The organism is Acinetobacter legionensis (genome assembly GCF_057165765.1).
The window spans coordinates 171,477-193,089 of the sequence record NZ_CM169896.1; the positions used below are offsets into that span (position 1 = coordinate 171,477).

A 21,613-nucleotide genomic window follows, 5' to 3' on the forward strand; every position below is an offset into this window, starting at 1 on the left:
AAAAGTGCTGTTTTAGAGGAATAAATAAGCAAGTGATAGAAAAAATGAAAAATAATTAAAAAAAGGGGTTGTGTTGGTTTGTTAATGCTGTAGAATGCACATCCATCGGCGGTGATGTTAAATAAAACTTCTGATAAATCAGGCACTTGATTAAGTTGTTAAGATTTCGAATTGAGATTTTAAGATGAGATTGGAGTTGGGTTTGTTGGAAAAAATAATTAACATTATAGATTGACTTTTTAGAGATAGAGAGTAGTATAGCCGACCTAGCTTGATGCTGACGAAGTATTGAGAAGATCATTAAGAGAATATGAAGAACAACTTGTGTGGATTTTTACTGATTGATTGATCGAAATATTATCATTGATTGATTGGTTTAAATTACTCGAAGTTTATTTGAGAGAATTTGTCAGTACATTGATGAGCCAGAATTGTGACCTTAAGTCACTAATGATTTTTAACTGAAGAGTTTGATCATGGCTCAGATTGAACGCTGGCGGCAGGCTTAACACATGCAAGTCGAGCGGGGGAGATTGCTTCGGTAATTGACCTAGCGGCGGACGGGTGAGTAATACTTAGGAATCTGCCTATTAATGGGGGACAACATCTCGAAAGGGATGCTAATACCGCATACGCCCTACGGGGGAAAGCAGGGGATCACTTGTGACCTTGCGTTAATAGATGAGCCTAAGTCGGATTAGCTAGTTGGTGGGGTAAAGGCCTACCAAGGCGACGATCTGTAGCGGGTCTGAGAGGATGATCCGCCACACTGGGACTGAGACACGGCCCAGACTCCTACGGGAGGCAGCAGTGGGGAATATTGGACAATGGGGGGAACCCTGATCCAGCCATGCCGCGTGTGTGAAGAAGGCCTTATGGTTGTAAAGCACTTTAAGCGAGGAGGAGGCTCTTCTAGTTAATACCTAGGATGAGTGGACGTTACTCGCAGAATAAGCACCGGCTAACTCTGTGCCAGCAGCCGCGGTAATACAGAGGGTGCGAGCGTTAATCGGATTTACTGGGCGTAAAGCGTGCGTAGGCGGCTTTTTAAGTCGGATGTGAAATCCCCGAGCTTAACTTGGGAATTGCATTCGATACTGGGAAGCTAGAGTATGGGAGAGGATGGTAGAATTCCAGGTGTAGCGGTGAAATGCGTAGAGATCTGGAGGAATACCGATGGCGAAGGCAGCCATCTGGCCTAATACTGACGCTGAGGTACGAAAGCATGGGGAGCAAACAGGATTAGATACCCTGGTAGTCCATGCCGTAAACGATGTCTACTAGCCGTTGGGGCCTTTGAGGCTTTAGTGGCGCAGCTAACGCGATAAGTAGACCGCCTGGGGAGTACGGTCGCAAGACTAAAACTCAAATGAATTGACGGGGGCCCGCACAAGCGGTGGAGCATGTGGTTTAATTCGATGCAACGCGAAGAACCTTACCTGGTCTTGACATAGTAAGAACTTTCCAGAGATGGATTGGTGCCTTCGGGAACTTACATACAGGTGCTGCATGGCTGTCGTCAGCTCGTGTCGTGAGATGTTGGGTTAAGTCCCGCAACGAGCGCAACCCTTTTCCTTATTTGCCAGCACTTCGGGTGGGAACTTTAAGGATACTGCCAGTGACAAACTGGAGGAAGGCGGGGACGACGTCAAGTCATCATGGCCCTTACGACCAGGGCTACACACGTGCTACAATGGTCGGTACAAAGGGTTGCTACCTAGCGATAGGATGCTAATCTCAAAAAGCCGATCGTAGTCCGGATTGGAGTCTGCAACTCGACTCCATGAAGTCGGAATCGCTAGTAATCGCGGATCAGAATGCCGCGGTGAATACGTTCCCGGGCCTTGTACACACCGCCCGTCACACCATGGGAGTTTGTTGCACCAGAAGTAGGTAGTCTAACCGTAAGGAGGACGCTTACCACGGTGTGGCCGATGACTGGGGTGAAGTCGTAACAAGGTAGCCGTAGGGGAACCTGCGGCTGGATCACCTCCTTAACGAAAGATTGACGATTGGTAAGAATCCACAACAAGTTGTTCTTCATTGATGTATCTGAGGGTCTGTAGCTCAGTTGGTTAGAGCACACGCTTGATAAGCGTGGGGTCACAAGTTCAAGTCTTGTCAGACCCACCAAGTCTACTGAACACAGAAGAGCAGATATATTAAGATCTTAAGCTGGGGACTTAGCTTAGTTGGTAGAGCGCCTGCTTTGCACGCAGGAGGTCAACGGTTCGACTCCGTTAGTCTCCACCACTAATTACAGACTAAGTGATTACAGAACTTAGTAAGCCGATAGCTTATTAAGTTCTGTGATTTATCACAGTTAACTACTCGCTGACGAGGCGGTAGTGAATCATTAACAGAATATATTTGAGTTGAAATAATTGTTTAACTCGTTTTAGTTGATGTTAGCAAGCAATTGTTAATATTGAATGAAATGAGAACTAGCGATAAAACTGAATCAAGCGTTTTGGTATATGAATTAAATTGAAGCTGTATAGTGATTAAATTCACAGGCAACAAATAGAAGTGGTTGAATCCATATTGTTGATCCTCCTTGTAGGGATTAGCGACTGTTTGGGGTTGTATAGTCAAGTAATTAAGTGCATGTGGTGGATGCCTTGGCAGTCAGAGGCGATGAAAGACGTAATAGCCTGCGATAAGCTTCGGGGAGGCGGCAAATATCCTGTGATCCGGAGATTTCTGAATGGGGAAACCCACTTACCATAAGGTAGGTATCGCATGATGAATACATAGTCATGCGAGGCGAACGAGGGGAAGTGAAACATCTCAGTACCCTTAGGAAAAGAAATCAATTGAGATTCCCTCAGTAGCGGCGAGCGAACGGGGATCAGCCCATTAAGTTATATGTGTTTTAGCGGAAAGCTCTGGGAAGTGCTACCGTAGAGGGTGATAGTCCCGTACACGAAAGGGCACATATAATGATGACGAGTAGGGCGAGGCACGTGAAACCTTGTCTGAATATGGGGGGACCATCCTCCAAGGCTAAATACTCCTGACTGACCGATAGTGAACCAGTACCGTGAGGGAAAGGCGAAAAGAACCCCTGTGAGGGGAGTGAAATAGATCCTGAAACCGCATGCATACAAGCAGTGGGAGCCGACTTGTTCGGTGACTGCGTACCTTTTGTATAATGGGTCAGCGACTTATATTCAGTAGCAAGGTTAACCGTATAGGGGAGCCGTAGAGAAATCGAGTCTTAATAGGGCGTTTAGTTGCTGGGTATAGACCCGAAACCGGGTGATCTATCCATGAGCAGGTTGAAGGTTGGGTAACACTAACTGGAGGACCGAACCCACTGTCGTTGAAAAGCCAGGGGATGACTTGTGGATAGGGGTGAAAGGCTAATCAAACTCGGTGATAGCTGGTTCTCCCCGAAAGCTATTTAGGTAGCGCCTCGGACGAATACCATAGGGGGTAGAGCACTGTTTCGGCTAGGGGGTCATCCCGACTTACCAAACCGATGCAAACTCCGAATACCTATGAGTACTATCCGGGAGACAGACTGCGGGTGCTAACGTCCGTAGTCAAGAGGAAAACAATCCAGACCGCCAGCTAAGGCCCCAAAATTATAGTTAAGTGGGAAACGATGTGGGAAGGCATAGACAGCTAGGAGGTTGGCTTAGAAGCAGCCACCCTTTAAAGAAAGCGTAATAGCTCACTAGTCGAGTCGGCCTGCGCGGAAGATGTAACGGGGCTAAAACTATATGCCGAAGCTGCGGATGTATACTTAGTATACGTGGTAGGGGAGCGTTCTGTAAGCCGATGAAGGTGTATTGAGAAGTATGCTGGAGGTATCAGAAGTGCGAATGCTGACGTGAGTAACGACAATGCGAGTGAAAAACTCGCACGCTGAAAGACCAAGGGTTCCAGTCCAACGTTAATCGGGGCTGGGTGAGTCGACCCCTAAGGCGAGGCCGAGAGGCGTAGTCGATGGGAAATTGGTTAATATTCCAATACTTCTGTGTAATGCGATGAGAGGACGGAGAAAGTTAAGTCAGCCTGGCGTTGGTTGTCCAGGTGAAAGGCAGTAGGCATGCATCTTAGGCAAATCCGGGGTGCTCTATGCTGAGAGCTGATAGCAAGCTAGTTTACTAGCGAAGTGGCTGATACTATGCTTCCAGGAAAAGTCTCTAAGCTTCAGTTACACAGGAATCGTACCCGAAACCGACACAGGTGGTCAGGTCGAGTAGACCAAAGCGCTTGAGAGAACTCTGCTGAAGGAACTAGGCAAAATGGTACCGTAACTTCGGGAGAAGGTACGCTGCTGACGGTGATAGGACTTGCTCCTTGAGCTATTGGCAGCCACAGAAACCAGGCCCCTGCAACTGTTTATTAAAAACATAGCACTCTGCAAACACGAAAGTGGACGTATAGGGTGTGATGCCTGCCCGGTGCTGGAAGGTTAATTGATGGGGTTAGCGTAAGCGAAGCTCTTGATCGAAGCCCCAGTAAACGGCGGCCGTAACTATAACGGTCCTAAGGTAGCGAAATTCCTTGTCGGGTAAGTTCCGACCTGCACGAATGGCATAATGATGGGGGCGCTGTCTCCAGCAGAGACTCAGTGAAATCGAATTCGCCGTGAAGATGCGGTGTACCCGCGGCTAGACGGAAAGACCCCGTGAACCTTTACTGCAGCTTGACATTGAACTTTGATCTTACTTGTGTAGGATAGGTGGGAGGCTTTGAAGTAGTGACGCCAGTTGCTATGGAGCCATCCTTGAAATACCACCCTGGTAATATTGAGGTTCTAACTCTGTCCCGTTATCCGGGACGAGGACCATGTCTGGTGGGTAGTTTGACTGGGGCGGTCTCCTCCTAAAGAGTAACGGAGGAGTACGAAGGTGCGCTCAGCGTGGTCGGAAATCACGCGTAGAGTATAAAGGCAAAAGCGCGCTTAACTGCGAGACCCACAAGTCGAGCAGGTACGAAAGTAGGTCTTAGTGATCCGGTGGTTCTGTATGGAAGGGCCATCGCTCAACGGATAAAAGGTACTCTGGGGATAACAGGCTGATACCGCCCAAGAGTTCATATCGACGGCGGTGTTTGGCACCTCGATGTCGGCTCATCTCATCCTGGGGCTGAAGCAGGTCCCAAGGGTATGGCTGTTCGCCATTTAAAGAGGTACGCGAGCTGGGTTTAGAACGTCGTGAGACAGTTCGGTCCCTATCTACCGTGGGCGTTGGAAATTTGAGAGGATCTGCTCCTAGTACGAGAGGACCAGAGTGGACGAACCTCTGGTGTACCGGTTGTGACGCCAGTCGCATCGCCGGGTAGCTATGTTCGGAAGGGATAACCGCTGAAAGCATCTAAGCGGGAAGCCTACCTCAAGATAAGATTTCCCTAGGACTTTATGTCCTCTAAAGAGCCGTTGAAGACTACGACGTTGATAGGTTGGATGTGGAAGTGCGGTGACGCATGAAGCTGACCAATACTAATTGCTCGTGAGGCTTGACTATACAACACCCAAGCAGTTGTATACGAACTTCGAAAGAAGTAAGCATCATTTGATTCATAAAAGATCAAACATACTTGATTTAGTTGTAAAGCTAGTTAAAATATTCAACTCAAATGTTCTGTTAAACTCATTTGGTACGAAGTAAGGCATTTAAATAAGACCCGAACAAGTCCATAACAGTTTGCTGGCGACAATAGCAAGAGTGAACCACCTGATCCCTTCCCGAACTCAGAAGTGAAACCTCTTAGCGCTGATGGTAGTGTGGGGTTACCCATGTGAGAGTAAGTCATCGCCAGCTTTTAAATCTAAAACACCCCGGTCTCTAGCGAGAACGGGGTGTTTTTTTATGCGCAGTGCTTATTATCGGTCGGAATGAAAGAGATCTAGTCATATTAAGTAAATAGAAATACGCACAAGAATTAAAGTGCATAAATAACTGAAAATTAATACATTTTTGTAAATGCAAAAAGAAAACCCCATCAGGATGATGGGGTTTTCTTCGTATTGGTGTGTTAGATTTGACTCCTGTCGAATCTCACGTCCTGTGTGTTTTCTTATTCTCAATGAGACTTCCTGTCTCTTTATGCTTTGTATGATAAGCGCAATGTCTAGGTCAGTATATTCGCTAATCACTGCGATTGTTGTAGGTTAAAGCTTACAAGATGATCCAATTAAAAATTAAGACCCAATTCGCTCAGTTACCAATATGAAATGGTGAGATGGATACTTTTGTTTAAAATAAATCGATAAGTCATAACAATATTGAGGGAATTTAAAATGAAGGCTTTTCGACAGTGCTTAATCTATTTGCCCCTATTGCTCAGCTGTAGCTTGTTGAGTGCATGTAATGCTCAAAATAATCAAACCACTAAGGATAACTCTTTAATTAACCAGAGCTATCAGATCAAAAGAGTCGCGACATTTGATGAACCTTGGGCAATGGCTGAGTTGGCTGATGGTCGTTTACTGATTACCGAAAGGAGAGGAAAGTTAAAACTGTTTGATCCTTCTACATTGAAAAGTATAGAAATTTTAGGGCTTCCCGAAGTGGCTTATGGTGGGCAAGGGGGCTTAGGCGATATTGTTCTACATCCTGATTTTGCAAACAATCATCAAATTTATTTAAGTTATGCCGAAACAGGAAAAGGGGGATATGGTGCGGTTGTGATTCGTGGTGAATTAAATCTTCAAGAGAAAAATCCCCGAATAATCAATATCAAAAAAATTTGGAAACAAGTTCCTAAAGTTTCAGGGCAAGGGCATTATGCACATCGAATGATTTTTGCAAAGGATGGCAAGCTCTGGATTAGTTCTGGTGAACGCCAGAAATTTGATCCTGCTCAAGATATGAATTCAAACTTAGGCAAAGTTTTAAGACTGAATGATGATGGTACTGTTGTTGCAGATCATCCATTTACTCAACAAGGTGAGATTGCAAAACAAGTATGGTCGTTGGGTCATCGTAATCCATTAGGTATGGCTTTTGATGCGAAGGATCAATTGTGGGTGGTTGAAATGGGGCCTAAAGGAGGAGATGAGTTAAATCTGATTAAGAAGGGCGAAAATTATGGTTATCCTATTGTTTCCAATGGTGATCATTATTCAGGAAAATCCATTCCCGATCATGCGACACGTCCTGAATTTAAAGCGCCAGAAATCAGTTGGACACCAGTGATATCACCCTCCAGTTTGGTCTTTTATCAAGAGGAATTATTTCCGAAATGGAATCATAAAGCCTTGATTGGTGGGTTATCTTCAGAGGCGATTATTGTGGTTGATACTGAATCAAAGCCTGTTCGTGAGGTACAGCGTTTGAACATGCAGCAACGCATTCGAGATATTCATCCCGCGCATAATGGTTCGATTTGGGTTTTGGAAGATGGGAAAAGTGCGGGGCTATTAAGATTGTTGCCTAAGTAAAAAATTAATTTAAATTAAGGAATTATTCAGCCTACTAATGCTTATATGATGAGTGAAGCATGTCTACGTATTATAAAACTGACGCAGTATTGTCATTGAAATGACCTCAAAATGTCATGCTATTGGTTTCTAATAAAGCTCATTTAAATCAATAAAAAAGACCTTTATGAAAAAAATTGCTTACTCTGTTTTAGCGTTAGGCATATTGGCTTTAACCGCATGTAATGATGATGACAAGGATTTCTCATTTGAATCATCTGTCTCCGTACCGACCTTGGTTTCATTTGCCAAACTTGATGTCGAAACTTATGCAGCTGGCCCAAACTCAGGTACCTTTGTAAAGGGCGCCAATGGCATATTCCCGCCTTTTAAAGGTCAGCCAGTTCAAGGTTTCTCGGGTGCTGTAAAGAACGGTGATGGCACTTATATGGTCATGGCAGATAATGGCTTTGGTACACAAGACAATTCATCTGACTTTCTACTACGTATTTATCAAGTAAAACCTGATTTTCGGACGAAATCGGCAGGATCAGCAAAAGTTCAAGTGATGAGCTTTGTTCAGCTTCGTGATCCCAATAAATTAATTCCATTTACAATCATTAATCAAAACAGCACTGATCGTTTGCTTACTGGGGCAGATTTTGATCCTGAATCGATTCAACGTACTGCGGACGGTACCTATTGGATTGGTGATGAATTTGGACCATATTTACTGCATTTTGATAAAGATGGAATACTGCTTGATGCACCGATAGCATTACCTCATCCATTGAAAGCTGGTGTGGAATTACGTTCTCCGCAAAATCAATTGAATAAAGCCAACCTAAACTATGTAGAGCCTTTGGTTCTGCAAAGTGGTGGCTTTGAAGGAATGGCATTGTCTAAGGATGGTCAATATTTATATCCTTTGTTAGAAAAACCGTTAAAAGGCGAGACAACACAACAGTTGCTTATCTCACAATTTGATGTGAAGAAGAAAGCGTATACTGGTCGATATTATTATTTTACCTTGAATGCCAAGGCGACCAATATTGGTGACTTCCAAATGTTTGATGATAAGTCTGGCATTATCATTGAGCGTGATGCGAGTCAAAACAAGTTAGATGGTTATAAGAAGCTGATTCAAATTGAATTAGGGGATTCTGGTAAAGCAGTAAAACGTTCTGACTTAGTTGATCTTATGAATATTGCCAACCCGAATAATTTATATGGTACAGCGCGAGATGGGGATATTGGTACAGCAACAACTTTTGCTTTTCCATTTGAAACCATTGAAGATGTGATTATTGAAAATAAAAACACTTTAACTGTTTTAAATGACAATAACTTCCCCGGTTCATCAGGACGAAATGCAAAGCGTGCGGATGATAATGAAATTATTCAGATTAAATTGCCTAAAGCGTTGTATTAATAAGCGATAAAATATATTGGTGCTTCACTCTAACAAAGCCAGTCAATTGACTGGCTTTCTTTCTACATCATTCAAGTATGAGGGATTAAGCTAAACAGTCTTGTTTCGAAACTTGATCAGGGCAACCCAATGGATTTAAAGCACATTTTAAATCTTCAATTTGTTCATGGGTGACATAGCCTTTAGATTTTAGGTAATCTGCAACTCGGTCATCACGTAGACTTAAGAATGCTGCATCATAAACACCTAAATCTACAAATAACGCAGCTGCTTCTAAGCTATTAAAACGGTCTAGAAACACATCATTGCCATACATCAGGAAAACATGGTCGTAATCTGCATGTGCATCGATTTTTAAACGAGCTGCTAATGTTGTTGGAGAGGTTTTGATAAAAAGCAAATCTGATAATTCATCAAATTGGGTCATATCTAAGATATTTTCCCCAGTTTTTACTTTACCTAACCATGCTTTAAAGACCAGTACCGCACCGCCACGCAGTAACATGCTCCACACTTGATGGCGAACTTCATCATTTAAGCATTCGCATTCATCTTCGAGACGTTGAACCAGCTTTTCTTCTTGTTGCGCTAATTTATCAAATAGACCTAAGCCTTGAGGATGGTAAGCAACAGGGGTAAACACATCAAATTTTAATTCCTCAAATACTTGAAGTGCTAAAGGCACAGCAGCTTGATAAATCGTGTTGAGTGCTTGGATTTGTGTGTCGTGGAGTTTGCTATGTTTAAAAAGATCTTGCCAGTCAATTTCAGGCAAGATTGCATTTGCACCATATTGACGATGAAATTGTTGAGCTTGGTGTAGCCCATGTGGAACAGTTTCTGAAATATTCATGGTTAAAAATCCTATTTAAAATTGAATTCAAGCGCTGTGTTTGTTTTCCTAAACATGAGCGTGATTTTGTCTTGAAGTAATTTTTGATTTATCTGAGATGCAATAGGAATACGACTAAAGTTGTAGATGAAGAGGAAAAGGTTTTTTTATTTTTTAAAATCATATAAATAAAAAATTGTAACTAACTATACAAGTGTATATTTACTATTTTGATGTTATTTGCCATAGAAAAGAAGGCTTTGAAGTTTTTAGTCAATAAATGGGTTCGAGTTTTGCTTTTTTTTGAATGCTTTTGCACAAAGCTTAAAAAAAATTGCTATTCCACTTAAAAAATTGCGTTACAAAACCTCTAGAATGTAACGATCAAGAGGTTGTAAATGTTTCAAAACATTAAAGAAGAACGTGATCAATAAATTGAAATAGGTTGAAAGTAGTGGAAGATTATTTAGAAATCTTCAAGCCAGATAACCATGCACGTAGAGAAGCAGGTTTCAATGGTTTCTTCAACAACACCACGTTGAGGTCTTTAACACGCTCAGGTAATTCAGGATCAGAATCTGCAGTAATCAGTGCTGACGGAACATTTTCCTGACGGTTTTCGACAATAAAATCTAAGCCAATTTTACCATGATTTAAATGCTGATCAACCAACCAGACTTGAATGTTTTCTTTTTGAATAATTTCCAAAGCTTGTTCAGGTTCAGTGGCTTTAAACACTTGATAACCCCATTTGGTCAGTAGCGTTGCCATACCTTCTAAGATTGTATCGTCATTGTCTAAACATAAGATTTTATAAGCTTTGGCTTTTAATGGTACCGCTTGTATAGGTGTTGAAACGACTTTAGGTGCTGCTACCATTGGCACATCAATCATAAAGCATGAGCCTTTGCCAAGCTCAGAGTAAACATGTACAGGATAATCAAGCAAACTGGTCATACGTTGCACGATTGCTAGCCCAAGTCCAAGCCCTTGTTCACCCCATGGCGAGGTATGTCCACAACGCTCAAATTCTTGAAACAACTTAATGCGTTGCTCTTCTGCAATCCCTGGACCTGTATCCCATACACCGATACGGATATGATTTGGACGATTAGACGCGCGCAATACACCAACAATCACACGTCCACGAGCAGTATAACGTAAGGCATTACTGACAAAATTTTGGATGATACGACGGATCCATTGTGGGTCGGTATCAATCCAGAATTGGGCATCATGGACATGCAATTGGATATTGCGTTGTGCGGCGATTGATTTAAATTGTAGTTCTAAATCACTCAATAAATCATGCAACGGATAAGCTTGGCGTTTCGGTTGGATTGAACCACCTTCCAATCGAGCAATATCCAAAAGGGCAGATAACATGCTCTCGGCACCATGTAAGGCACGATCAAGCTGCTGTAAGGTTTTACGGTCTTCATCTGATTGTACGCTTTGTTCTAAAGCAGTACTGAATAAGCGTGCTGCATGCATTGGTTGAAGCAAATCGTGACTAGCTGCTGCAATAAAGCGACTTTTTGACATATTAGCTTTGTCGGCTTGCTCACGTGCCAGTTGTTGTTCAGATAAGGCATTTGCAAGCTGTTGGGTACGATCAGACACGCGTGCTTCTAGTACCGCTTCATTTTCACGGAATGCGGTAATATCGGCAAAGGTTGTGACAAAACCACCCCCTTCAATGGGGTTACCACGCATTTGAATCACACGGCCATCTTTACGAATCCGTTCAAATTCATGAGCGCTACCGACTTTCATCCAATGTATTCGTTTACGTACATGCTCTTCTACCGAGCCTGGACCACATTCGCCACGTTCAGCGTTGTAACGAATCAAATCGGCAATGGGACAACCGACATAGACTAAATCTTTTGGATAATCAAACAGTTTTAAATATTGGTTGTTCCATGCGACCAAACACATGTTTTCATCAACCACACTCACCCCTTGGGTCATGTGGTCAATCATGGTCATGATGAGATTTTGGTTAAAACGTTGCCATTGTGAAGCTTGGTCGAGAATATTTGCCACTTGACCTAAAGCCAAGCCATTATTGACCATGGCTGTGGTGAGTAGTGTTCGTGCTGAGGCTGCACCGATTGTTCCTGCAAGGTATTGCTCAGTAAACCGCCACCACATCCCATTGGCACTACTATTCTCATTGAGCACCACATTATTCATAGTACAAAACTGTTGAAATGCGTGGGTTGCTGGGCCTTCGCCTGTAATACGCTTAGCAAGTGCAATCAGATCACCGACTTTAAGTTTAGCGACATCATGGTGTAAGTAATTAATATCAGTAGAGGTGTTTTGTGTAGGTAAGGGCTTAGTTTCATAGTAGAAAAAGCTCTCTGCCTGAATTTGTTCAGCAATACTTGGGCGATAAATACGAGAGACCCAAATATATAAGGTAATATTTAAGCCAAGTGCCCAGATGACACCATGTGTAAGCGGGGCAAAAGATTCAAAGCCAAATAAGGCTTCTGGTCTTAACCATTCAATATTTATAGGTCCAAACATCAAAAATTGATGTGCAAATTGGCTATATTCAACAGGTAGGCTACGTAAAATCGTGGGTAATAATAATGTATATGACCAAAGTATGAAGCCAACGACTAAACCTGCATAAACCCCTTGGCGACTTCCCCCACGCCAGTATAAACCGCCAATGAGCGCAGGCGAAAATTGAGCAACCGCACTAAATGCCAATAGCCCAAAGGTGGATAGTTGGTCAATATCATTAAAGAAGTGGAAGAATAAAAAACCGAGTAGCATCACCGCTAAAATACAAACACGACGAGTAAATTTAAGTACTTGTGGTAAGCGTTTGTCATGACGGGAAAGAATGCCAAACTTCCATAGAGAAGGCATAATCAAGTCATTACTGAGCATGATGGACAGTGCCACAGAGGATACTAAAAGCATACCAGTTGACGCTGAAAAGCCGCCTAAAAATGCCAGTAACGATAACCAGTCTTGATTATAACTAATCGGCAATGAGAGTACTGCAACATCAGGAATAGTTAGATATTTGGGTGCTGCATGAAGAGCCCAACTGGCGATTGGAATAATAGCAATAATGGTTAGAATCAAATAGGCAGCAAACCAACGTCTTGCACCACGAATATGTTTTTCATCGCGTAATTCAACCACTGCAACATGAAACTGACGGGGTAAACAGATAATTGCCAATGAAGCTAATAACGTTTGAACCCAGAAGGTGTCTGGCACACCAAACAGTTGTACTTCATGAAAAGTCTTTTGCACATCCTGTGAGATTTGTACAATATTTTGTGGATGATCAAAAATAAAGAAAAATGCCACACAAAGCAGGGCAAATAGTTTTACAAATGATTCAAAAGCGACAGCAAGCATTAAACCGCCATGTTGTTCCGTATTGGCGATTTGTCTTGTTCCAAACATCATCGCTAAAATCGCTAATACAGCAGTAAGACCAAGCACCCCATTGGTGGTGGTGGAAACTACTTGGGTATTGTGATCGAGCATGACGGAAGCGCTAAGCGCAATGGCGCGTAATTGCAGTGCTAAGTAAGGAATGATGGCGATTACAGCCAAGATTGTGACTAAGGATGCTAATGTTCCACTTTTACCATAACGTGCTGCCACAAAGTCGGCAATCGAAGAAATCGCATGATGTTGACGCACACGACCTAAGCGACGCCAGATGTCATAACCCAGCCAGACAAATAATAAAGGTCCTAAATAAATCGGCAGGAAAATAATCCCTTCACGTACTGCAGCACCTGTTGCCCCGTAAAACGTCCAAGATGAGCAATACACGCCCAATGTTAGACTAAAGAGAAGCATCCTGCCGCGCGTACTTAATCGACTCGCATGCCTCTCACCAAAGAAAGCACAAACGAATAGAATGAGGATGTAAAGGGCCAGAACCCCTATAATTAACCAACTGTTCATAAGGACTGCAGTATAAAAATCTGCGCCTATAATAACGCATCCATGAACTGTCTCGTTTATTTTGCTCAAAATTTAACGACCAAAGTCTAAGTTACGAGAACCCCACAATATTGTTAATTTTGACCATGTAAAAAAATATTAAAAAAAGCAACCAGTGTTCTGGTCGCTTATCAAGGAGCATGGTTATGGATGAGAGACAGGTAGAGGCGATTCTACAAAATCCAAAATTCAAGGAAATGGTTGCTAAAAAAAGTAAATTGAGCTGGACATTAACTGCAATTATGTTGTTCGTTTATGTTGGCTTTATGCTTTTAGTAGGCTATAACAAAGAATTTTTAATGAGTTCATTTAGTGGTGGTATAACTACTTGGGGGATTCCTTTAGGTCTGGGAATTATTGTTTTATCTTTCGTTTTGTGTGGTGTGTATTCATATATTGCCAACAATAAATTGGATCAACTGAATGCAGATGCAATGAAAGAAGTAGAAGCAATCACCCACGAAAAAGGACTGCACTAAGATGAAATGGAACTCTTTAAAGACTAAAGCAGCTCTTGCATCTACTGCACTGCTTTCTACTGTTGTACAAGCAGGCCCAGATTTAGGTGAAGCTCAACAGCAAGCAACCAACTGGCATGCAATCATTATGTTTGCAATTTTTGTTGGTTTAACTTTGTTCATTACCAAATGGGCTGCAAAACAAACCACAAATACCGCAGATTTCTATACCGCTGGTGGTGGTATCTCAGGTTTCCAAAATGGCTTAGCGATTGCAGGCGACTATATGTCTGCTGCATCGTTCTTAGGTATTTCTGCATTGGTGTTTAGCTCAGGCTTTGATGGCTTGCTTTATTCACTGGGTTTCATGGTTGGCTGGCCAATCGTATTGTTCTTGGTTGCTGAGCGCCTACGTAACTTAGGTAAATATAACCTGTCTGACGTGGTTTCTTTCCGTTTAGAAGAAAAACCAGTACGTACACTTGCAGCAATCAGTTCGCTTGTTGTTGTGGCTTTCTATTTGATTGCTCAAATGGTGGGTGCAGGGCAGCTGATCAAACTGTTATTTGGTTTGAACTATAACATCGCAGTTGTGATTGTTGGCCTTCTGATGATGGCTTATGTGATCTTCGGTGGCATGTTGGCAACAACTTGGGTACAGATCATTAAAGCAGTGATGTTACTTTCAGGTGCAACATTCATGGCGTTCATGGTGATGCATTCTGTCGGTTATAGCTTCTCTGAAATGTTCAGACAGTCTATTGATGTATTTGCAAAAGTACATGATGTCAGTCTTGATGATGCAACCAAAATTATGGGGCCAGGCAGTTTGGCGAAAAACCCACTCGATGCTTTGTCACTTGGTTTAGCACTCATGTTTGGTACAGCAGGTTTACCACACATTCTTATGCGTTTCTTTACAGTTAAAGATGCCAAAGAAGCGCGTAAATCTGTAGTTGTTGCAACAGGCTTCATTGGTTACTTCTACTTATTAACTTTCATTATCGGTTTCGGTGCGATCCTTTTCGTATCAAACAATCCACAATTTATTGATGTTGCAAAAATGGCTGTAACTGGCAAACTAGAATTAGTTGGCGGTAACAACATGGCAGCGGTACACCTTGCAGATGCAGTAGGTGGCGATCTGTTCATGGGCTTTATTTCAGCAGTTGCTTTCGCAACGATTCTTGCGGTAGTTGCAGGTTTGACACTGTCAGGTGCTTCAGCAATTTCACATGACTTATACGCAAACGTACTGAAAAAGGGTCAAACAACTCCTGAATCTGAATTACGTATGTCGAAGATTGCAACACTTGGTCTTGCGATCTTTGCGATGATTTTAGGTATTTTGTTCGAGAAACAAAACGTTGCCTTCATGGTAGGTTTAGCATTCTCTGTTGCGGCGTGTGCAAACTTCCCAGTATTGGTTCTTTCAATGTTCTGGAAAGGCTTGACTACACGTGGTGCTGTTGTTGGTGGTGTTGTCGGTCTAGTGACAGCGGTGACTTTAATTATCTTGTCTAAAGCAGTTTGGGTAGACACATTAAAAATCTCTGATACTCCGATCAACTCATTCAATGGTCCTGCAATCTTTGCAATGCCATTAGCATTCATCTGCTGTTGGTTGTTCTCTGTGACAGACAAATCTGCACGTGCAGAGGCAGAGCGCAAAGCATTTGATGCACAGTTTGTACGTTCACAAACAGGTATTGGTATCTCTGGTGCTTCAGATCACTAAGTGATTGGAGATCAGCCTAAAAAACACCTTCTCGAAGGTGTTTTTTTATGGAGGATGCAAAGCCAGAGTTCAATCATCCTAGGTTCAGCCTTTAAGCCATATTAAGCTTGGTTTTATGCTGATTGATCAGTTGAATGATCACGAAAAATTGAAAGGATTTAAGAAACCCAATGAATATGTTAATTTGAATGTTTAAAAGAACAATCAGAATCAGAAAATATGCGTTCAATGCTCGAATTTTGGAAAGGTTTTAAACAATTACCGTCAGCATGGTTATTGTTGGTCCAGCTGCTTATTTTAGTTTTATCTGTCTATACCAATGCCAGTAGAAGTTATCAAATTTTAACTTGGTTACTGGGTGTCTCTGCATTATTGATTATTGCCAAAGTGATTCGACAAACACCGACATTTACACTGTTGGGCTTAACCTTTGTCACAGGGGCATTTGTACTGTCCTTTCTGATGCTGATCGGTTTTCATTCTGTTACTTTGCAAATCTTTGCACATTCATTTGAAGCAGCCGCTTATTTTTGTGCAGCATATGGCCTAATCCGCTATATGTTTGCAGATCGTTATTTAACCAAAGATGAGTTGTTTGCTGCGGGTGCGGTATTTACCCTGATCGCATGGGGATTTGCCTTTTTATACAGTATCTGCCAATTGATGGTTCCACAGAGCTTTCAAAACCCAAATCATGTTGCAGACTACCAATCTTGGCTGGATTTACTATTCATTAGTTTTAGTCTGCAATCGGCCACAGGATTGTCTGATTTGATTCCTGTTGCACCTGCTGCGCGGGTGATTTCAATGTTGCAAATGTTCTGTGGCGTGATGTATTTTGCCCTGATCGTCTCACGGATGATTGCCCTGCAATATATTGAAAACAAACCAAAATCATGAGTTAATGATCTTGTTACATTTAGTAAATTGTTGAAAATGTTAATTTAAATTATAATGTGACCTGAATCCAATCGCTGTTCTACAGGATTCGTCTTTTTTCACACCTGTGAATGCCTTTTTTTGAATTTAAAAAGTCTGTCCATTGAGTATAAAAACCTGGGGGAAATATGCCTTCCAAAAAAATCACTTGGTTTGACAATGTCAATCCAAATGTTTTCTTGAGCACTGTTGGAATTATTGCGCTTTTTTTAGCCGTTGTTGTCTTTGCACCAAATGCCTTTGAGCTGATTACCCAAAGGATGAATGGATGGATTACTGATTCATTTAGTTGGTTCTATGTTTTATCTGTCGCAATATTTTTAATTGTACTGATTTTTATTGCCTTTTCTGACATGGGTAAAATCAAGCTTGGACCAGATCATAGCCAGCCTGAGTATAGTAATGGGTCATGGTTTGCCATGCTATTTACTGCGGGTATGGGCATCGGGTTGATGTTTTTTAGTGTTGCAGAGCCTGTCATGCATTATGTCAATCCACCTACAGGTGATCCACAAACTATTGAATCTGCCCAAGAAGCAATGAGAATTACCTTTTTTCATTGGGGCTTACATGCTTGGGCTATCTATGCGGTTGTGGGCTTAACGCTGGCTTATTTTGCTTTTCGCTATAACTTGCCACTCAAAGTTCGTTCGGGTTTATTTCCGATTATTGGTCAACGAATTCATGGTCCAATCGGAGATGCGGTAGATACTTTTGCCACCATTGGTACGGTATTTGGTGTGGCTACCACGTTAGGGTTTGGGGTAACACAAATTAACTCTGGCTTAAATTATTTATTTGGCTGGGAAAGTAATATTAGCACCCAAATCTTTTTGATTATTGTGGTGAGTACGCTGGCTTCATTGTCAGTTTTCTTAGGATTAGACAAAGGAATTAAACGTCTCTCTGAACTGAATCTGATTTTAGCCTTGGTATTGCTAGGTTTTGTATTCCTCGCCAGTTCCAGTATTTATATCCTACAAGCAACCATTCAAAACGCTGGACAGTATATTTCGAATTTGTTTAGCATGACCTTTAATTTATATGCTTATCAATCGAATGGCTGGATTGGTGGTTGGACCATCATGTATTGGGCATGGTGGATATCTTGGTCACCATTTGTTGGTATGTTTATTGCGCGTGTTTCAAAAGGTCGAACTATTCGAGAGTTTATTGTTGGTGTACTGCTTATTCCGACAGGCTTTACCTTGATCTGGATGGGTTTTATTGGCAATGCTGCCTTGTTCAGTATTATGGAACAAGGGCAGGTTGGGCTAATTTCTGCGGTACAAAAAGATTCATCAGTTGCATTGTTTGAATTTTTAACCCATTTGCCTTTTTCAGGTGTATTTAGTCTTATTGCGACACTGCTGGTGGTCTTGTTCTTTGTTACCTCTGCGGATTCTGGTGCATTGGTGACCGATTATCTCACTGCGAAAACAGAAAATTCGCCGATATGGCAACGCTTGTTCTGGACTGTTTTAATGGCGGTGTTGTCGATCATTTTATTAATGGTCGGTGGGTTAGGCGCATTACAATCGGCTACCATGATGAGTGCCTTACCGTTCACCTTTATCATGCTGCTGTTGTGTTGGGGCTTAGTCAAAGCATTACGCTTAGATGTCACCAAAATGCAGGCTTTACAAGTGGCAAGAATCACGCCAAGAGCTGTACAAAATCCACGTAGTTGGCAGCAACGTTTAGGCTTAATCATGCACTATCCGCATACGTTGGCCGAAGTACAACATTATATTCAGGTTGATGTGATTAAGGCTTTTGAAAGTATTCGTTTTGAGTTTAAACGCCGTGATTTAAATGTGGTGATTAAAGAAACTGAAGACGGTATTCAACTCAGTGTGGATCATCATGATGAGTTCAATTTTATCTATAAAGTGATTGCACGCAAAATGGTTGCGCCAAGCTTTATGATGAATGAAGAACATCAGGAAACAGATGATTTTTATCAAGCAGAAATATTTTTAAGAGAAGGTGGTCAAAATTATGATGTGATGGAGTGGACGCAAGAAGACTTGATTCAAGACATCATTGACCAATATGAACGTCATCTACATTTCTTAAATGTATTGAGAAACTAAGTTATTTATTTAAAAGCAAAGGCAATAAAAAAGGACTCGTATGAGTCCTTTTTTTGATTCAATTTCTAAGCAAATTAGAAACGGAATTTAGCGTTTAAGCCAACAGTTTGCGTATCACCAACATACGAAATTGCTTGACCTTTATTCGCTTCGTAGTTTGCATTTACGTAGCTAGCACCAACTGCAATAGCAGGAGTGATGAAGTAGTTTACGTTTGCACCCCAAGCTGAATCAGGCGTACCTTCGTAGCTAGACGCTGCGTAAGAAGCACCAACGCTTAATTGTGGGTTCAAATAGAAATCAGTTTTGAACTGGTATGCAGTTGCATCACCATAGATAATGCCTGATTCAAACGCTAAAGACATATTTGTACCGTCAATACCGCCAACGTATTTAGCACGTGCAGTAATTGCGTCTTGGTCTTCACCAATTGTTGCAGCTTCAGCAGTCGCTTTAGCAACGCCGTTACCCATAACATTGAATGCATCCAAAGCAACTTGGTCAGCAACGTTAGTATAACCAACAGCGACTAAGAAGTTTTGAGTAGGAAGAGCACCCACTTCTAATGCAAAACGATCGCCTTGATCGTTTGACAAGCCATTTTTACCGTCAAGGATTGTGTGGCTATAAGAAGCACTCGCGTATGCAGGTACATATGGAGTAGGAACATAAAGTTCAGCTTTAGCGCCGTAGTTATGTACAACTACATCAGCGTCTAATTCGCCATAGTTATATGCTAAAGAAACATTTGATGCTTGGTTTAAGAACGCCGCTTCAGCCAATGGACCTTTTGAAGAGTCAACATTTTTGAAGTAGTAAGTACCTTGCAAACCACCAGTGAAATCTTTGTCATTTTCAGTCGTATCGATATACTCTGATTGACCTTGAATTTCGAATTGGTATGCTTGAGCGCCGGTCATGGCTAATAATAAAGCAGTGGCTAAACCGAGTTTTTTCATAATCTTTTCCAATAGGAGAAATTGGTGAAACAGACGGCATTGTATTGTAACAAGATATTAAGTCAATGATGTTTAAGGCCAATGTTTACAAAGTAGATACATGAAATTTACATTGTTCAAAAAACGCACATCTGAGTGGCTTTGCGTCAACCTAGAAAAAAACTGAATCAGAACAACAAACTAAATTCAGACAAAAGTTTTATTTCATATAAAACTGAGATCAAATTGTTAAATTAATGCATTTGTTTTATTGTTTATTTTTATATTTTAATCGATATTACCGATGGTTGTTTTACGATCAATGTCAAGAAAATGTCATTAAATTCTGCTTATTTTTAGAATTAATTTGTGACTTTATAATCATTTTATATTTAAATTGTATTTTTATTCTCATTTATTTGTAAAAACGATAAATAATTTATATCCGATCAATTTAATTGGTTTTACAAAGTAAAAGATATTTTGGATAATGAGTCAATAAAGTTCATTTATTTAAATGAATTTTTTTGAAATTTTGAGTTTATATGCCCAGCTTTCCCCAAAGTTGGGCTTTTTTTTATTTTAGATTCAAAACAAAATGCATTAAACAGAGAATAAAATATTGCACCAATATAGAGCATAATTATGCAAAATATAAATTAGCTTGGCATGATTCTTGCCAAAAAAAATCCCAATTTTCAAAGAAAACTGGGATTTTTCGCCAAAATCTGGAGCAAATCAATAAATTCTGCTGAGGAATATTAATAAATTGCCCTAATGAGGTGCATTATGCACCAATACATTGCATCTGTAAATATTTTCTTACATTCAATTTAAAAAATAATTTATAGGCTCATCTACACTATTTCAGATGTAATCGATACCTAAGTAAATTTTATGAGTAATCACATATTTAAAGTCAAAACAAAAACCAGTCTATGGATTCTCCTGATTAGCGTGGCATTTTCAGGGTGTGCCTCCGATCTTAAATTGCGTGATTCAGTTTCATCACAAAGAAAAAATGAAATCCCTTTATTGTTTAATTATGCTCAAACTCAAGCTGTCTTTGTGACCTATGACGGAACTCACCTTAAACGCTATGGAAATGATTTAAATCGAGCTAAGACCTCGTATATCCCAGCTTCTACTTTTAAAATGTTGAATGCTTTGATTGGCTTGCAACATGGTAAAGCCACAAATACTGAAATATTTAAATGGAACGGGGAAAAAAGATCTTTTCCTACATGGGAAAAAGATATGACCTTGGCAGAAGCAATGCAGGTTTCAGCTGTACCTGTATATCAGGAGCTAGCGCGACGTATTGGTTTGGACTTGATGAGTCAAGAAGTCAAGCGTGTTGGTTTTGGCAATACACAAATTGGTCAACAGGTCGATAATTTCTGGTTGGTTGGACCATTGAAAATCACCCCAGAACAAGAAGCTAAATTTGCTTATCAATTGGCAAAGAAAACATTGCCTTTTGATGATGCTGTACAACAGCAAGTCAAAGATATGCTTTATGTCGAAAGACGTGGTGATTCCAAGCTTTATGCTAAAAGTGGTTGGGGAATGGATGTTGAGCCACAAGTAGGTTGGTACACAGGATGGGTGGAGCAGCCGAATGGTCAGATCACCGCTTTTGCTTTAAATATGCATATGCAGACAGGGGATGACCCTGCTGAACGCAAGCAAATGACATTAAGTATCTTGGATAAATTAGGTTTATTCTTTTATTTGAGATAACCGCAGTAGATAAAAAAATGCCCAGTTTATTGGGGGAAACTGGGCAATAAAAAAGATATATTTTCA

The 21,613-nt window shown here is 41.2% G+C and carries 10 protein-coding genes, 2 tRNA genes and 3 rRNA genes; 12 read left to right on the forward strand and 3 right to left on the reverse strand.

The window, feature by feature from the left end:
* The first annotated feature begins 458 nt into the window (after nucleotides 1-458).
* The 7 genes from AC2G3J_RS00845 (at nucleotide 459) to AC2G3J_RS00875 (ending at nucleotide 8,810) form a co-directional block, all read left to right on the forward strand.
* Nucleotides 459-1,997 (forward strand): 16S ribosomal RNA (locus AC2G3J_RS00845).
* Between the two features lie 59 nt (nucleotides 1,998-2,056).
* A tRNA-Ile gene (locus tag AC2G3J_RS00850) sits at nucleotides 2,057-2,133 on the forward strand.
* A gap of 44 nt (nucleotides 2,134-2,177) precedes the next feature.
* A tRNA-Ala gene (locus AC2G3J_RS00855) sits at nucleotides 2,178-2,253 on the forward strand.
* Between the two features lie 336 nt (nucleotides 2,254-2,589).
* Nucleotides 2,590-5,480 (forward strand): 23S ribosomal RNA (locus AC2G3J_RS00860).
* A gap of 182 nt (nucleotides 5,481-5,662) precedes the next feature.
* A 5S ribosomal RNA gene (rrf, locus tag AC2G3J_RS00865) occupies nucleotides 5,663-5,777 on the forward strand.
* The 16S, 23S and 5S rRNA genes sit together here with 2 tRNA genes alongside, the layout of an rRNA operon.
* A gap of 479 nt (nucleotides 5,778-6,256) precedes the next feature.
* Complete coding sequence (locus tag AC2G3J_RS00870; RefSeq protein WP_483770544.1) at nucleotides 6,257-7,399, forward strand: PQQ-dependent sugar dehydrogenase; 1,143 nt, start codon at nucleotides 6,257-6,259, stop codon at nucleotides 7,397-7,399.
* Nucleotides 7,400-7,565: 166 nt separating this feature from the next.
* A complete protein-coding gene (locus AC2G3J_RS00875) occupies nucleotides 7,566-8,810 on the forward strand; it encodes an esterase-like activity of phytase family protein (protein ID WP_419819856.1) in 1,245 nt (414 codons plus the stop codon).
* Nucleotides 8,811-8,895: 85 nt separating this feature from the next.
* On the opposite strand, the gene AC2G3J_RS00880 is transcribed toward AC2G3J_RS00875, so the two are convergent.
* Entirely contained in the window at nucleotides 8,896-9,663 is a 768-nt protein-coding gene (locus AC2G3J_RS00880; protein ID WP_034612732.1) for a hypothetical protein, read from the reverse strand.
* A 441-nt stretch (nucleotides 9,664-10,104) separates the two neighbouring features.
* The gene (locus AC2G3J_RS00885) at nucleotides 10,105-13,596 is read right to left on the reverse strand and encodes a PAS domain-containing hybrid sensor histidine kinase/response regulator (RefSeq protein ID WP_336953608.1); all 3,492 of its coding nucleotides are present in this window, start codon (nucleotides 13,594-13,596) and stop codon (nucleotides 10,105-10,107) included.
* A gap of 185 nt (nucleotides 13,597-13,781) precedes the next feature.
* Here AC2G3J_RS00885 and AC2G3J_RS00890 point away from each other — a divergent pair, with 185 nt between their 5' ends.
* The 4 genes from AC2G3J_RS00890 to AC2G3J_RS00905 all read left to right on the forward strand — a co-directional run bounded on the left by AC2G3J_RS00890 (nucleotide 13,782) and on the right by AC2G3J_RS00905 (nucleotide 18,866).
* Entirely contained in the window at nucleotides 13,782-14,114 is a 333-nt protein-coding gene (locus AC2G3J_RS00890; protein ID WP_336953609.1) for a DUF485 domain-containing protein, read from the forward strand.
* Nucleotide 14,115: 1 nt separating this feature from the next.
* Nucleotides 14,116-15,831 (forward strand): cation acetate symporter, encoded by a 1,716-nt coding sequence (locus AC2G3J_RS00895; protein WP_336953610.1) that lies wholly within the window; start codon nucleotides 14,116-14,118, stop codon nucleotides 15,829-15,831.
* 219 nt (nucleotides 15,832-16,050) lie between these two features.
* Nucleotides 16,051-16,731, forward strand: a complete 681-nt coding sequence (locus AC2G3J_RS00900) for an ion channel (protein WP_336953611.1) — start codon at nucleotides 16,051-16,053, stop codon at nucleotides 16,729-16,731.
* Nucleotides 16,732-16,898: 167 nt separating this feature from the next.
* Nucleotides 16,899-18,866: a glycine betaine transporter gene (locus tag AC2G3J_RS00905; RefSeq protein ID WP_336953612.1), complete on the forward strand. Its 1,968-nt coding sequence runs from the start codon at nucleotides 16,899-16,901 to the stop codon at nucleotides 18,864-18,866.
* A 74-nt stretch (nucleotides 18,867-18,940) separates the two neighbouring features.
* Here AC2G3J_RS00905 and omp33-36 read toward each other — a convergent pair whose 3' ends face one another.
* Nucleotides 18,941-19,825 (reverse strand): porin Omp33-36, encoded by an 885-nt coding sequence (gene omp33-36, locus AC2G3J_RS00910; RefSeq protein ID WP_336953613.1) that lies wholly within the window; start codon nucleotides 19,823-19,825, stop codon nucleotides 18,941-18,943.
* Nucleotides 19,826-20,701: 876 nt separating this feature from the next.
* Here omp33-36 and blaOXA point away from each other — a divergent pair.
* Nucleotides 20,702-21,547, forward strand: a complete 846-nt coding sequence (blaOXA, locus tag AC2G3J_RS00915; RefSeq protein ID WP_483770545.1) for a class D beta-lactamase — start codon at nucleotides 20,702-20,704, stop codon at nucleotides 21,545-21,547.
* Nucleotides 21,548-21,613: the final 66 nt, after the last annotated feature.

What these genes read in the sequence shown, in the direction of transcription:
- AC2G3J_RS00870 (WP_483770544.1), top strand. Translation starts at nt 6,257, where the DNA reads ATGAAGGCTTTTCGACAGTGCTTAATCTATTTGCCCCTATTGCTCAGC.
- AC2G3J_RS00890 (WP_336953609.1), top strand. Translation starts at nt 13,782, where the DNA reads ATGGATGAGAGACAGGTAGAGGCGATTCTACAAAATCCAAAATTCAAG.
- AC2G3J_RS00875 (WP_419819856.1), top strand. Translation starts at nt 7,566, where the DNA reads ATGAAAAAAATTGCTTACTCTGTTTTAGCGTTAGGCATATTGGCTTTA.
- AC2G3J_RS00905 (WP_336953612.1), top strand. Translation starts at nt 16,899, where the DNA reads ATGCCTTCCAAAAAAATCACTTGGTTTGACAATGTCAATCCAAATGTT.
- AC2G3J_RS00880 (WP_034612732.1), bottom strand. Translation starts at nt 9,663, where the DNA reads ATGAATATTTCAGAAACTGTTCCACATGGGCTACACCAAGCTCAACAA.
- omp33-36 (WP_336953613.1), bottom strand. Translation starts at nt 19,825, where the DNA reads ATGAAAAAACTCGGTTTAGCCACTGCTTTATTATTAGCCATGACCGGC.
- blaOXA (WP_483770545.1), top strand. Translation starts at nt 20,702, where the DNA reads ATGAGTAATCACATATTTAAAGTCAAAACAAAAACCAGTCTATGGATT.
- AC2G3J_RS00895 (WP_336953610.1), top strand. Translation starts at nt 14,116, where the DNA reads ATGAAATGGAACTCTTTAAAGACTAAAGCAGCTCTTGCATCTACTGCA.
- AC2G3J_RS00885 (WP_336953608.1), bottom strand. Translation starts at nt 13,596, where the DNA reads ATGAACAGTTGGTTAATTATAGGGGTTCTGGCCCTTTACATCCTCATT.
- AC2G3J_RS00900 (WP_336953611.1), top strand. Translation starts at nt 16,051, where the DNA reads ATGCGTTCAATGCTCGAATTTTGGAAAGGTTTTAAACAATTACCGTCA.